16 protein-coding genes are annotated in these 14,075 nt (G+C 46.5%); 1 reads left to right on the top strand and 15 read right to left on the bottom strand.

Features of this window, described 5'->3' with window-relative positions:
* Positions 1–461: 461 nt before the first annotated feature.
* A complete protein-coding gene (locus AC1DLM_RS01040; protein WP_441987651.1) occupies positions 462–1,646 on the bottom strand; it encodes a M24 family metallopeptidase in 1,185 nt (394 codons plus the stop codon).
* 459 nt (positions 1,647–2,105) lie between these two features.
* Here AC1DLM_RS01040 and AC1DLM_RS01035 point away from each other — a divergent pair, with 459 nt between their 5' ends.
* The gene (locus AC1DLM_RS01035) at positions 2,106–2,228 is read left to right on the top strand and encodes a hypothetical protein (RefSeq protein WP_477568800.1); all 123 of its coding nucleotides are present in this window, start codon (positions 2,106–2,108) and stop codon (positions 2,226–2,228) included.
* 21 nt (positions 2,229–2,249) lie between these two features.
* Here AC1DLM_RS01035 and AC1DLM_RS01030 read toward each other — a convergent pair whose 3' ends face one another.
* The 14 genes from AC1DLM_RS01030 to AC1DLM_RS00965 all read right to left on the bottom strand — a co-directional run bounded on the left by AC1DLM_RS01030 (position 2,250) and on the right by AC1DLM_RS00965 (position 14,073).
* Positions 2,250–2,732 carry a hypothetical protein gene (locus tag AC1DLM_RS01030; protein ID WP_477568799.1) on the bottom strand — a complete coding sequence of 161 codons (483 nt, stop codon included), beginning with the start codon at positions 2,730–2,732 and terminating at the stop codon, positions 2,250–2,252.
* Positions 2,733–2,748: 16 nt separating this feature from the next.
* On the bottom strand, positions 2,749–3,174 hold the full coding sequence (locus AC1DLM_RS01025) for a hypothetical protein (protein ID WP_441987648.1): 426 nt from the start codon (positions 3,172–3,174) through the stop codon (positions 2,749–2,751).
* Positions 3,171–3,317, bottom strand: coding sequence for a hypothetical protein (locus tag AC1DLM_RS01020; protein ID WP_171628622.1), 147 nt, complete (start codon positions 3,315–3,317; stop codon positions 3,171–3,173). Before AC1DLM_RS01020 ends, AC1DLM_RS01025 begins: the two co-directional genes overlap by 4 nt.
* A 16-nt stretch (positions 3,318–3,333) precedes the next feature.
* The gene (locus AC1DLM_RS01015) at positions 3,334–3,483 is read right to left on the bottom strand and encodes a hypothetical protein (RefSeq protein WP_171628621.1); all 150 of its coding nucleotides are present in this window, start codon (positions 3,481–3,483) and stop codon (positions 3,334–3,336) included.
* Between the two features lie 22 nt (positions 3,484–3,505).
* A complete protein-coding gene (locus AC1DLM_RS01010; protein ID WP_477568798.1) occupies positions 3,506–4,405 on the bottom strand; it encodes a hypothetical protein in 900 nt (299 codons plus the stop codon).
* Between the two features lie 13 nt (positions 4,406–4,418).
* Positions 4,419–5,351, bottom strand: a complete 933-nt coding sequence (locus tag AC1DLM_RS01005; RefSeq protein WP_477568797.1) for a hypothetical protein — start codon at positions 5,349–5,351, stop codon at positions 4,419–4,421.
* Positions 5,348–6,859, bottom strand: coding sequence for an ATPase, T2SS/T4P/T4SS family (locus AC1DLM_RS01000; protein ID WP_477568796.1), 1,512 nt, complete (start codon positions 6,857–6,859; stop codon positions 5,348–5,350). Before AC1DLM_RS01000 ends, AC1DLM_RS01005 begins: the two co-directional genes overlap by 4 nt.
* Positions 6,860–6,882: 23 nt before the next feature.
* Entirely contained in the window at positions 6,883–8,118 is a 1,236-nt protein-coding gene (locus AC1DLM_RS00995; RefSeq protein ID WP_477568795.1) for a CpaE/TadZ family protein, read from the bottom strand.
* Between the two features lie 33 nt (positions 8,119–8,151).
* Positions 8,152–8,859, bottom strand: coding sequence for a CpaB family protein (locus AC1DLM_RS00990; protein ID WP_477568794.1), 708 nt, complete (start codon positions 8,857–8,859; stop codon positions 8,152–8,154).
* Positions 8,860–9,058: 199 nt separating this feature from the next.
* On the bottom strand, positions 9,059–9,646 hold the full coding sequence (locus AC1DLM_RS00985; protein ID WP_477568793.1) for a TetR family transcriptional regulator: 588 nt from the start codon (positions 9,644–9,646) through the stop codon (positions 9,059–9,061).
* A 24-nt stretch (positions 9,647–9,670) separates the two neighbouring features.
* On the bottom strand, positions 9,671–10,834 hold the full coding sequence (locus AC1DLM_RS00980; RefSeq protein ID WP_477568792.1) for a YhgE/Pip domain-containing protein: 1,164 nt from the start codon (positions 10,832–10,834) through the stop codon (positions 9,671–9,673).
* Between the two features lie 257 nt (positions 10,835–11,091).
* On the bottom strand, positions 11,092–11,853 hold the full coding sequence (locus AC1DLM_RS00975; protein WP_477568791.1) for a GTP cyclohydrolase II: 762 nt from the start codon (positions 11,851–11,853) through the stop codon (positions 11,092–11,094).
* A gap of 59 nt (positions 11,854–11,912) precedes the next feature.
* Positions 11,913–13,274, bottom strand: coding sequence for a hypothetical protein (locus AC1DLM_RS00970; RefSeq protein WP_477568790.1), 1,362 nt, complete (start codon positions 13,272–13,274; stop codon positions 11,913–11,915).
* 28 nt (positions 13,275–13,302) lie between these two features.
* Positions 13,303–14,073 carry a DODA-type extradiol aromatic ring-opening family dioxygenase gene (locus AC1DLM_RS00965; RefSeq protein ID WP_477568789.1) on the bottom strand — a complete coding sequence of 257 codons (771 nt, stop codon included), beginning with the start codon at positions 14,071–14,073 and terminating at the stop codon, positions 13,303–13,305.
* Positions 14,074–14,075: the final 2 nt, after the last annotated feature.

Below are 14,075 nucleotides of genomic sequence, written 5' to 3'. Positions count from 1 at the left end.
GGACATACAAAAGCCATGGCTTCTCATTAAGTTTCCAAAGGCCAAACTTCCTGTTGCATAAAGGGTACTAAGCCTAATATGACCTATGCAGTTCGTGGTAAGGCCTGGTATTTCTGGGGCCTAGGTGTAACCCAAAATAGCGCTGTGCCATAACGTTATTCGGATTACTAGCGTACTTTCAAAGAAAATAGAAGGATGGCATAACGTTATTTCTACTTTTATATAGAATAAGAGCCTTTAGAAGGACATTAACGCTATGCCATAATAGGTCATGAGCCTAAATAAATTTATCCACCATCTTCAAATCATGCTTCAACTGAGCGAAGGGGATAGTGGCTAGAGGTACCTCTATGGGTGAACAACGGCTCGTCACCCCCTACTTAGCGCAAAACCCCGCCATCCGTTTCCGAAGAAACAGAACAGCAGGGTTCACTGCGAAGTCCCGCAGGACTGTGTTCGGCTTATAAACGCCGTATCCCATCACGGGATACCGTCAATTTCTCGTATCCATCTTCGGTGATCAGATACGTATCTTCTACACCGACGACACCTCGCCCAAGGAAGGTGAACTTGGGCTCGATCGCGATGACCATGCCGGGCGCCAGCGGGTATTTGAAGCCCTTGGCGAGAACGGGCAACTCGTCGATTTCGAGCCCGATGCCGTGACCGAGGAATTTTACTTGGTCAGCGCCGTACCCCATGAAGTGGGCGCTCAGCCCTGCTTCCTGGACTTGATCCAGCGCGAGCAGATACAGATGCTCGGCGATGGTGCCCGGCTGCAGCCTGGCTTCCGTGGCGCGGAGGACCTCCTCCGCCACGTCATAGGCTCGCTGCAGCTCAGGGTCTAGATCTCCGATCACAAGCGTACGCGTCTGATCGATTAAGTACCCGTCGATGGTGCAGCCGATATCGACGAGGATCGGTTCGCCGCGCTGAATCAGCGCGCGGCCCGAGCTCTGCGGGCTGGACGGGTGGAGCCCCGTKCCCCCGGCCGGCCCGTCAAAATAGGTGGGCACCGCTGCCGAAGCGCCTGTAGCGACCATTCCGGTGATTAACTCGGAATTGTACGCGCGCATGCGCATCAGCCCTTGGTGCCCGCGCAGCCTGAGCTGATGCTCGATGAGCGCCATCAGCTCAAATTCCGCCATCCCCTCACGAATGTGGGGGATGACCGCCTCCAGCGCGCCGTCCGCGACGCGCGCTGCCTCCCGAATCGCCGTGACTTCGTCCGGCGATTTGATCATGCGCTGCTCTCGCACGAGCAGCGAGCCGTCCTCCCAGACCGCGCCGGGCAGCGCGGTCTGTAAGCGCATGTACAGCTGGACGGGTAATACGTCCAGCTCTGTCGCCACACGCAGCGGATCTCCCGCCGCTGCGTCACCGCCAATGCGAGCGCGAAGCCGCTCGCCGAGCGTCTTCCAAGAGCCGAGCGCTTCGACGGCCGCTGCCGCTTCCTCCTCCGCTCGGACCAAACTTCGACGGACGAGATAGATCGCTTCGCCCTCCGTCGGAATGAACAAATATCCTGTCTGCATCGAGCCGCAGTAGTAATATATATCAACATTGTGCGTGACCAGGAAGCCTGACCACCCTCGCTTACGCATCTCATTTTGCAGCCACTGCTGCCTTTGCTCAAAAATTGTCATAGAAATCGACTCCTATACGCCGTAGATTCACACCTCACCTCCATTATACATCCAAATAACCTTTATCGCTCTACCGGTACTCTAACTGTACTCTACCACCACTCTTCCACTAGCTACATCTACCAACTCCAACGAAAATAACTGGATTTCCTGTATCTAATTTGTTCACTTTTGAGCTCATTTGCAGAATAAATGGATTTCCTCCAGCTATTTTCATCGAACTTTGCGTAATTGAGTGTTTACGAGGAAATTACCTGTACATTTTCCATCTATACTTCAATACTTGTCTTTTTCACTCGAATTAGCTGTATGTTTTCCAGTTAAACGGCGCTGGCTAAGCCGATCTCACTCTTACTCTTACTCTTACTCTTACTCTTACTCTCTCTCTCTATCTCTCGTTTTCGTTCTCGTTCACCCCCTGCGACATGGGGGCGTGGGGTATAATTGAGAGGGGCGAGTGTGATTCCGAGTGCGAATGAGGATGAAGATGAAGTTGTAGTTGGAGTTGGAGTTGCAGTTGAAGTTGCAGTTGCAGTTGAAGTTGATGTTGAACTTGAACTTGAACTTGTAGTTGAACTTTGAACTTGAACTTAAAGCCCTACCTCAATACACCATCTCCGCCGAAGACTTAATCGTCCACGTAAGCGGCTGCAAAACCGCATACGTCCGCGGAAAAACCAACCGAATAAACATAATGACGCCAGGTCGTTCCAGTGTGACCGTATAGTCCTGTGCTTCATCGCGATACGTATAGGGAAATATTTCCCCCTCATTAACAACCTTAAATAAGTCAATCACCACGGAGCTCTGCAAAAACGTATCCGGCAAGGGCTCATTGTCCGCATCTAATCGTAAATTGGCCTGCAAATACGCCATTGCCGCCTCTCTTGCTTTCGTCTCATCAATCGCATGAATTCCTTGTGCAAGCTTCGCTGCATCACTTTGTTGAGCAGCCGCATGCACCGCATTGTTCAGCCCATGTTTTCCCTGAAACACGGTATGCATGGCCAACTCTTCATCCGTTTGTAGCCCATAGAGCGACATAAACACTACGCTCATTAGCACCATTAATAGCAGCTTATACACGCCATTCCCTCAACTCTCACGGCACATATTCACTCATTTTCATACCCGTCGCACCCATTCGATCGGAAGCCATCGGCACCGAAATGCCGACCAGCTGATCAATGACAAAAAGCCGCTGATACGGATACGTAATCGTTAACCGCAAGCCCGTTCCTCGCCAGACTGGTGCACTTGCATCCATGCCACCAACACCTGAGTTGGTAGCCACCATATAAGCAAGCTCATCAACCAAGAAACCTCTTTCCGCCATACGCTCCTTGGATTCGGCTATCATCGCTGCATTGATATACCCATGGCTGCCATTCGCTCCGACCTCGAGCAAATAATCGACTTCCTTTTGCAGCACCGCCTGCCGAACGATAATGATATGCTTGTACACTGGCGCGAACATGAACCAACAGAGCAGAGACGCAAAAAGAATAAACACCAAAATCTGTTTCATGGATTAATCCGTTCAATGGATCCACTAATTCTAGCCCCGCTGTCGCTAACCTGCTTGCGAGTTCCCGTACTTCCCCCAACAACATCCATATAGATGCCGATAACAACAATCATCAGCAGCACTGTTACAAGAATAGACCTCATAAATAACCTGCCATCTCTATGGTGTAAGTGCTGTAATATTCGTATTCGCTGTCGTCCCATGGGTCCCGATATTTCGTCTCATTCCTGTTGATCCGTCATTAATAATCGTTGTAAACAATAAAGCCACCACAATCAACATCATCACCGTTACCAAAATATTTCTCATCTTCTCGCTCTCCCATCGCATGTTAGTTAATTGCATCAAATAATCGTTGCCCTTCGGCGATCCAAGGGTACATAAACACCCGAAAAGTATTCAGAATCGGCAGACCTGCAAGGACAAACAGCACATACGATACCGTTTCCTTCTTGCTGTCGCGAATCAACTCCATCTTCTCTTTGTAATCCTGAATGCGCTGCTTTAGCAGCTCATAATAGCCCCCATGTTCATTCAACCTGAGCGCATTCAGCGTTTCGCCAAAGCTATGAGCTTCTTCCGTTCCTAGTCTCTTTTTAAAATGGGAAATCGCTTCTTCAGCCCCTTGATACCATTCATTGAGCAGCAGCTGAACATGAGCTCGAGTCGATGTCGTCTGACCGACACATAAAGACAATTTGTCATGCAAATTCAATTTCGAATCATTATAGTACAAGAGCTGTCGACTGATCGCATAAATATCCCGCACGATGCGCTGAGATCGCTTTTCTTTGAGCTGTGCAAGCACTTTGCCATCCCATATAAGAAAAATCGATACGACTGCCGCTCCAACTAACACATACGCAGGCTGCATATGCACAGTGATCCAAGGTCGATCGAAAGCCGCATATCCCATACAGCCTGCCAACATTGTTCCTGCTAAAAGAAATCTTCTCGCACCCTCATACAGGTTCGCATTCAGCCAAATTCCGCATCCCAACAACAATTGGCGCTTCGCCTCCACCGCTTTCGTGCTCATCCCAAGCATTTTATATAACCAGTGAGGTATTTGAAACTCTCTTAGCGCACTTTTTACTCGTAAAGATCGCCATCTTCTCTTGCGTACTGGTATGTACCTTAACCCCTGGTAAATCATGATCATAAAAAGCATAAATAAGAGCAGACGCGAAGCGTATTGCAGCATCATCAGCTGGGTATTGACCATAACCATAGCATTCACCTCCTCACATTCTTCGCATAGACAAGTAGATTCCCATCAGAAACGATACAAAAATCAATATAAGTGCATCCAAAATCATATTACGACCAGCAGGATCAATCACATAATATAAATAGGCGTTATCCGCATTTACCTTGAAGTTAATCCACATGAATAAGACCATAAACCCGATTGGTGTAAAATTGGCAATGCGAATTTCCAATAGTCGATTTCTTTCCATCTGATCAAAACGCTGTGCTTTCCGCATGTCGGTGATCAGTTCCTTCAAGCTATCTCCGACAAAGCTCCCCTCTTTCAAGGCCACTCGCATGATTCCTGTAAAATAGTCCGCCCAGATGTGCCCCAGCGTCAGATTGAAAATGCGCAAGCTTTCCTCGGTATCCCTTTGCGTCATTAGATGTCGATATAATTGCTCGAAAACAGGCTTAATCGGGTACAAAATACGATTTTCCTCTATACAATACTTCAGCGCAATTTTCATATTTTGATTAGGGTCCATCATGTAAGACTGGAAAAACACCTCAACAGCCGGAAGGAACTCTAGTCTCGTTCGCAAACGGACGCTTACCAACTTCACCCGCAGCAGCAAATACGGCAGCGAAGCGCCAATCATCGTCATAATAAGTGCGCCTTTAAAGGTTTGAAAAAAAACGCCACCAACCAACAAGCCGAATAACAATCCAATTAAACTTATCGTCAGCATGGCTTGCATGCTTAGTCTAGATTCGACGGATTCCAGCAACTCCTTCATATGCTTGTATAGCCAGCTATATGTCTCCAAATAAGTAGATATTCTCGCGCTAACTGTGGCATTTCTTACATAGTGCAGCCTGAACCTAGCATTGCGTTGTCTAATAAGCAGCTCTAACAGAGCACGAAAACCGACATAAATGAGCACAAATAACAACATGAGAAAGACATATTTGGCGAAAATCACGGTTCAAAACCGCCTTCTTTCCCTTCATTTCCAATAAATCCGTGCTCCCGGAGCAGCGAATACTGTCTACGATCTCCCTTCCTTATTTTTCGCGATGCATGAAGCGACAATTTCCCGGGAAATGTCCATTTGCCTGTCGAGTTGTCATAAAGTGCTAAATCCGTGACGAATACGCATTCATTTTCATAGCGATATTCGACGATTCGCACAATCTTTCTCTTCCCGTGAACAACCTGCATTTCAATGCCGATATGAGTCACAAATTCCGTAATCCTTTTCGTCAAACGCTTCGAATCCATCCCTCTGCCATCCAGCATACACATGTCAGTAATCGCATCCGGTACATCTTCCAGCTCACTCACATGGACCGTCGTCAAACTGCCCTCATGACCACGTGTACAAGCACGAACATATAAATTAGCATCTTCATCCCTAATTTCTGCGTGACAGATGCGCTTTGGAGACTGCCGCAATGCCAGTTTAAAAGCCTGTAAACCCGAATGCCTCGGATCTTCCTCGTCAATTTCGTATTCGACGATATTTTTATGAGGAAAATCTCGCTTTAAATTCAACTCGAATCGGGATTCTATCGTGATAATTCGTTCGTTATCGTCCATTTCGGCAATAAGCGCCTTAATTAAATTGGTTTTTCCTGAATTTGTCGGTCCAATGACGACCAAATTGAAATACGTGTGGATAAAACAACGAAGTAACACTTCCATGCTGGAATCCATCGTGGCCAAATCTGGGGAAGCTAGCGAAGCTAGATCAAATCTTTTTACCGTATAAAAGCGTATCGTTAAAGTGGGTTCAGCCGTAAATCCGAAACCTGTCATCGTCACACGTGACCCATCCTGCAGAACGACCTCCGCCCAACGCTTTCTAGGATTAAGGGTATCGTGGTTAAATAACACTAAATTTTGTTGAATTCGCTCTAATTCTCGGATGGATGGAAGCTCGTAAGATGATGGTGTCGCCATTCCTCCACGCACTTCAAAAATCTGCCTCCCCACAACCTGAATCTCTTCCAATCCTTCCTTCTGTTTGAGAACGAGTTCAAGGACATTTAAGCCAATAATTTCGGCAAAAATCGCTTCAGGAAGCGTCGTATACCCACTTGTCCGAGGCGGGATGTCCGAAAGTCTCCTTTTCGAAACGAGATCATGAATAATGGCCAGCAGCTTGCCACGATCCTCTTCATAGCCTAGAATTGCGCGATTTAGCGTCTCGTTATACAGTTGCTTTTCAGTCTCTGATCTACCTTTCAGGGCAACCAGCTCACTTCGAATCTCTTGCACCCATTGCTGGAAAAAGGCTTCCTCACCTGCGCTCGCTTGATCCTGAACGCTGCCATTTCCACGCACTCCGTTAGTCTGTTCGACCACTCTATCGCCCAAATCATTAGCGTCAGCTGTGTGTATTGTCGGGTAGCGACCCAATCCCAACACAGCCTCTTCCGTCCTACGTTCATGCATGTAGGTAATCATCGAAAACCTTTTTCCACTCACTCCCTTACCCTCCTGATCATGATTTAGCTGACCGCGCGTTTGCCGGCAATGAGCTTTTGGAACCATGTTTCCTCACGCACACTCGTCTTCTGAGACAGCTTGTAAAAATCAGCAAACTTCCGCGCTACTGCTTTCACCTCATGATGCATGGGATGGGCCGGGCTCAACAGTTCCATCAGCTTACCTTGGTTGCAACGCGCAAGCGCGTCCCCGTGTCGACTGACATGTCCAATTAAATGAAGCTGCGTTTCTTTGCGAATATCTTTGAGCGTGAACTCGCTTTGCTTCGCATGCCGATCCGTTTGTACGGCCATAAGCTCAAAAGCATCTGGCTGCAAGCCAAATACAGATCCAACCTGCCTAATCCACCTCGAGAAATCCTCCTGAAAATGTGAAATATCCCCTGTCGTGACGACAATTTTGCTATCAGCTTCCAGCAGCCCGCTTACAGTCGCTGCATTATCCCAATACGCGCTAACTTCGATGATGCAGATGTCAAAAGCGCCTCGCGCCACACGCAGCAAATGAATTATTTCTGATGGCGTGAAGAATTCCGCCTGTTCACGCAGCATATTGCCATAAAGAACATGTAGGCCATGTGCCTCTTTCGGCTTATCACAAACGTGGAGCAACCTTTCTGGCGTTAAGCTTTGAGCCTTCAGTTCCGCCCTCAATCCATCTAACGTAAAAAGGTGCTCTTCACGCCCCAAATACCGATGGAGCTTTGAACTTTTGAGATTCAAACACAAATATCCTACCTTCTTTGAAGTCTCCATCGCGAGTGTACAAGCCACCCCAAACGATGCCAACGTCGTACCAATATTCGGTGTAGAGCCAACGAACGTAATTAATTTACCAGAAAGCGCCTGATTCAATTGCCCCCTGTTTGACCCATCAACCCAGGCGCGGATTTCATCCGCAATCACAGCCGTACTGCGCCCTGGAAGGATATAATCCAACTTCATCAGCTTGCACATTTTCACATACTTCTCGTTGATTGAGGCATCGTGATAATTTGAAAGCATCACAATGATTTTCGTCGTTGACTCTTGCCCTTGCATGACTTCAAGGAACTCCTCCAGCTCCCCGTACGAGAGTTCCCGATCCGAAAGGATGACATGGGAGTACGACTGCTCCAATGATTTAGACTGTAAATCATTCGCCCCCGTAAATATTCGCCACCCGAACGGTTTGGCATACACCACATTCGTTAGCTCATCTATTAATCGCTGATCTTTCGACACCAGCCCGATTTGCACTTGGTTTCACCTCTCTTTTTGCCAAACTTCATGTTACTCTTGGACTTGAATTGACGTGGAACTAAAAGCAATGACCAGCTTAGCTTTCTTCCCTGAGCATAATTGATCAATCTGGAGCCATTCATTTTCCGTCAAATTTAAATTGATCTGATCTATGGCACCATTAGCTTCCAGTCTGGAGGTATACATCTTCTGCTCATCTCCCTGAGCCTTGGAAAGCAAATTGGAGTTCTTCGGATTGTCTACCTCGACATTGGCGGATGACTTCACAGAAGCCACCGTAATTTCCTTGTCACCAAACAACCTGCGTGAACTGCCATCGCTCCCCGACACATACATACGAACACGATCTCCCGCACGAATACCATTCGAAACCGTAAGCAGATACTCTTTGGGAATTTGAAAAGTGGCCTGTTGCTCATTAGGAAGGAGATGATAACGATTCAACTTCCACTTCAGAATAGGCTCCTGTGTGCCTAAAGGAATCATGGATTCCTGCCCAATAACATCTGAAAGCTTGGTCATCATACTCGATGTGTAACTGCCTTTCTGAATCGCCTTGAACTCGACCATATCTTCATGAATGAACTGACCCGCTCGAATAAAGTCCTTCGGCACCACAACCTGAACCGTCTGCTGCAGCTCGACCTGATTCACTTGCAACACATATACCCCGTATACGAGCAATCCAGCCAACAATGCTGCAACCACACTAATCAGCAGGCTTCTCCTGCGATTCAATCGATCACCTCCTTCCTCCCACCTACAAATACAACGAAAAAACGCAAACCCCGGAGAATTCATCTCCGACATTTGCGTTCTTCGCAAATCAAACTATATGATCATCAGTTCGAAACAATACACTAAAAGTATCACATAAACTTCCAAATTTCAACATCTATTTACATTAAATTTAGGGGTATCAAATGAAAGCGCTCTGCTATTTGTTATACCCGAGCGCGCGCATGATGAATGCCGTCGTTTGCCCAATCAGCGTCTCCATGTCTGGACGTTCCTCTGTAAACATCGGTTCGAAGAACTCGCGCTGCTTGTAAAAAAACATAGCTCCCAACACAAACATGAGCGTACTATCCAGCCCTTCAAACTCATAGATTCCATCTTGTCTACCCTTGTCCAATAAATCACGAACCTTTTTCCACAGCGGGAAAACAAGCTCCCTCATTTTATCCACTCGCGGTGTAATCGTGATAATCTCCATTTGAATCAAGCTAATCAGCTGCGGATCTTCGTTTCGGATTTTGACAACTTCTCTAATCACCTGTTGGATGCCAGCAAGTGGATCTTCCACTTCATAAAACTCCGTTAATTTAATAATAGGAAAAAACTGCTTAAATATTTCATGGAAAACGCTCTCTTTTCCACCAAAATAATAGGAAACCAGAGCCACATTGGCCCCGGCCTCCTCACATATTTGACGTACGCTAGTCGCATCATATCCATGCTGTGCAAACAGCTTTTTCGCGGCCAATAGAATTTTCATTTTCATATCTGACTCTTGATGAACCATGCCTAGCGCCCTCCTAATTCTAAGTTAAGCGTTTGATGGAACACGCCCTACCGCTGGAGCTGTCTTTACTTTTTTCGCAAATACAACCACCATATCAATAACAAGCGCCACCGCGGCAATCACAAATAAAAAGCCAACTTCGCTGCCAACACCAGGTCCACCGAACAAAATATTCATCAACCCGTTCACTGCATACGTTGCCGGGAAGAAATTACTGATCGAATGATAGAAATCTGACAGAAGCTCTCTAGGTACAATCGCACCGGATGAGACCAACTGCAGGGATAACATAGCAATGTTAAATAGCATACCTGCGTTCCCAAACAATGTCAAAAACATTTGAGCAACTAGAGCAAACGTCAATAAGAACAATGATTCAAAGCCCCAAAGAGCAACAAATCCTTTATCTACATGCCCACCCAAAGAGACAACCATGATGGCACTGATGAGTCCAACGACAATCGCAGCAACCACCGTAATCCCAATACGTGCAGCCATTTTTTGCGTTTTAGATAGAGAAGCACCTAGGAGATTTGTCGTTACACTGAAGTTCATCCCCATAATCATCGTACCCACGATGGAAGCTAGCACAAGCATCATAGGCAGCATTTGATTCGGCATATCCTTTACTTTATTGGTGCTTTGGATATCTGAACTCACTTTACTCGCTAACCCTTGTGCAATCTGAGTCGCTTGTTCAGCTGGAAGTTGAGGGTTCATCTGTGTCAAGACAGCCGATGCCCCTGCCGCGACTGCTTCTTTATTTACCGTAGCTGTAATGTTCCCAGCCACAGCCTGCATGATCGACTTCGTCATCGACGGATTCGACTCATTAACCGTATAGGTGATTGGGGCTGTCTGTCCTGGCGTTTGTAATTTTTTCGAAAAATCCGGCGAAATGTGCATAACCATTTGCACTTCACGCAGGTTTAGCTTGCTCTGAGCTTCTTCATTTGACGCGATAACCTCCGTTTGGAAAGGGAGATTGCTTTGCAGGCTTTGAACAATTTTGCCACCCATGGCTTGGTCTTCATTCACGATCGCAATCTTCAAATTCTTCGTATTATCCGAAACTCCCGAATACCCAGTCATCCATATGATGCTAAACAGCAACTGAAACGTAATCGCTGTAATAATCCCTACCTTGGTTGTTGCAGGCTTCAAAAAAGCCGCTATTGACGATCCCATTTCTACCACTCCCCTTATTAAACAATCATTTAAAACGACTGTTTAAATGATACGGGAGGAAGGATTTTTTGTCAACTCATACTACACCTAAAAGTGAACAAGTAAAGTCTAACGACATGAAATACCCTCGTTAGCGACAAGAAAAAAGCCATGGCTATTTTCCATGACTTCTCCTATACAAATGACTTGAAGGAGGAGCTTTCGTACAAAACGACAGAGTCAACAAGCGGGTTTGGATCTATCTGACTAACCTGTGGTCAGTCATTATTACAACAGCCTTCTTCTCCATTCAAGTGCCCGGACCGCTCGATTTTCGTTTTCAAATATTTCTCGTTATACTCGGAGACATCTCCCCAAAGCTGCACCCGATCCTCTACATCCAGCCCCGCTTTACTAAGCGCATCTAATTTTTTTGGATTATTTGTGATCAGTGTGACCGGCTTCGTTCGAAGTGCTTTTAACACCTTTATAGCGTCGCTATAATCACGTGAATCATCCACAAAACCAAGCTGAAGATTGGCATCCACGGTATCATATCCGTTTTCTTGTAAAATATAGGCAAGCGCTTTGCTGAAGAGCCCAATACCTCGTCCTTCATGATTAGCCAGATAAAATAACGCGCCGCTTCCATGATCGGCAATATGTTTCAACGACTGATGAAGCTGATATCCACAGTCACATCGCTTACTGCCAAAAATATCTCCGGTATGACAAATGGAGTGAAAACGAATCAAGGCATGATCTGTATGTTGAAAATCTCCATGAACAAGTACACTCGATTGTTGATATTCCGCTAAATTAGCAGCAGATAATTTGGCGACAATACGCTCAAAGTCTTCCGTCACTTCATTGCAATTGAGCCAGCAGTACCAATTAAACTGGATGGTCTCCCCAAATAAGTTAACTGGCAGCTTAATGGGTCCGACAAGATATACCGCCCCTTCATCGGTTTTGATCAGTTTTATTTTCTCTTGTAAAAGTGAAATCACTTTAGGATCAAATCTTTGAGCCACTGGCATGGATACTTCTCCTTTTCAATTTGCAATTGGGATTTCCGACACATGATCATCTATCTTTCTTAATTCCCTAACACAACCATCAAATAAATAATGAGCACGATTGCCATACAGCCAGCGAATTTGTAATTTGGCACAGCCACCTCAAACACCGGCTTCTTAAACAAACCCGCCAGTAAATTGTTCACGGCCGAGGCTGGTGATATGGGATTGGATAAGCTCCAGCTTCCCAACAACAGCACTCCGAAATACAATGGACTTATCTGCACGCTCGCCGGATCGATGCCGCCTGCAAGAATGGTTACCGGCACAATCGGGTGAAGACCAATTAACGATGATCCCGCAATGAGAACCACCGTGAATAGCGAGAATGTAATGGTTACCGACAGTGGTATTTGCTCGAGCATTGCCGGAATTGAGGATCCGAAACTGGTTGCGCCAATTGAACCGCTAAAAAATCCGGCAGCCAAAAATAGTGTGATTTCCTTCTGCAAGGCGGGTAGCGTAACGGTAACATGATTCTTCAACCCTTGTCTGTACACGGCCATCGCTCCCTTAGCCATGCACCAAATTAGCGGAAATAATACCGCTGCCATACAAATTAACAACACCATTGGCAACTGGACTAACCGTTCCAATATCAAAATGGCGATTATTGCGGATATTAAATATATGCCAAGCCCTTTCGGAAACACCGCACTCCCCTGCTTCTCAGCCATTTCCTGTTGAGGTGGCTCCGTTTCAGCCGCCCGCAGCTCTCTGAAATCGACCGCCAAACTTACGACAAGACTTAGGACAGCTAATCCGAGCATATAAGGAAGAACGGAAGACCAAGACAGATGAAGAGCCGATGTCACGAGCGTCATCGCAGCAAAATACGGCGACCATAGTATCGCCCCCGCGAATCCCCTGTTTAATGCATTGGCAAGCAGCCGAGACATACCGGGTTGCGGCTTTACAAACACCATTTGATATACGACAGGAATCGAACCGACGTTGATAAACACACCCATAATTTGTGTAAGAAATTGCGTTCCTATGAATAAAGCTGCTTTGCTGCGAAAGTTTTCTTCGTAGAAACGCTTCAGAGCTTCGACGTATTCGGGAATCCGGACTGGAATCCCGAACAACGGCGCGAATAGAAAAAGCGTTACGATCGTCACGTTAATTCCCGCTGACTCAAACCAAACCGAAGCCTCCACTTTTTGAAACAACATGAGGACAGTTCCGACAACCATAAAGGATACTGTAAGCCAGAAAGTTACCCCCTTCAGATTCGGCAACAATAGAGCGATTGCCAAAAAGACAAGGCATCCCAGCACAGGAGTCAGCATCTCCAGTTGCGTCAGTTGCTGAACAATATAAACCGCGGCAATGGAGAAAATAATTATTCTCTCCATTGCCGCTTTACCTGCGGATTTCATCCGATCCGCCCTCTTTCATTTAGCTTCATTAGTTAAATTGCCAACAGCTTAAGCTTAGGTTCCCGTATTGGTAGCTGCGGTGAAGCAGCTTTGCCTGACGATTGGAGTCCCCGGATCCCATTGCAAGAAACAGCGGAATAAAATGTTCGCTCGTTGGCACGGCTGCTTGGGCATTGGGAGCTAGCTCTTGATATTGAAATAGCGCCTCTGTATCCCATGACTCAAGCTTATTCTGAAGCCAGTTGTCGAACTGCTCGGCCCAATCGTCGTTACCTTCAGACTGCCAATTCAATCTTCTTAAATTATGAACGGTTCCTCCGCTTCCGATAATGAGAACATCTTGTTCCCTAAGTTCCCCCAGCGCTTTGCCGATCTGATACTGTTGCTCGTTACTCAGATATCGATTCACGGATAGAGCGACAACCGGGATATCCGCCTCCGGATACAGCAGCTTCAAAACCGCCCAAGCTCCATGATCAAGTCCCCTACTCTCATTCAGAACACTCTGAATGCCTTGCTTTTCAAATAGTGCTCGAACATGCTCGCTTAGCGAACGATCGCTCTTAGCCGGGTAGGTCATCGTATAAAGTTCATCTTGAAATCCGCCAAAATCATAAATGGTTTCATACGCCTCAGCAGCGCTGACCGTCTGTTTCGACTCTTCCCAGTGAGCGCTAAAGAGCACGATTGCTTTCGGTCTAGGTGTATGGTCCTTAAAGTTTTTAAGCATTTGTGTGTATGCGTTGTCCTCAAGTACGATCGACGGGGCGCCATGCGCGAAAAAATAGGAAGGCATCATAT

This window comes from Paenibacillus sp. 01T442, from assembly GCF_056398345.1.
This window is presented reverse-complemented; position numbering and strand designations above follow the sequence as displayed.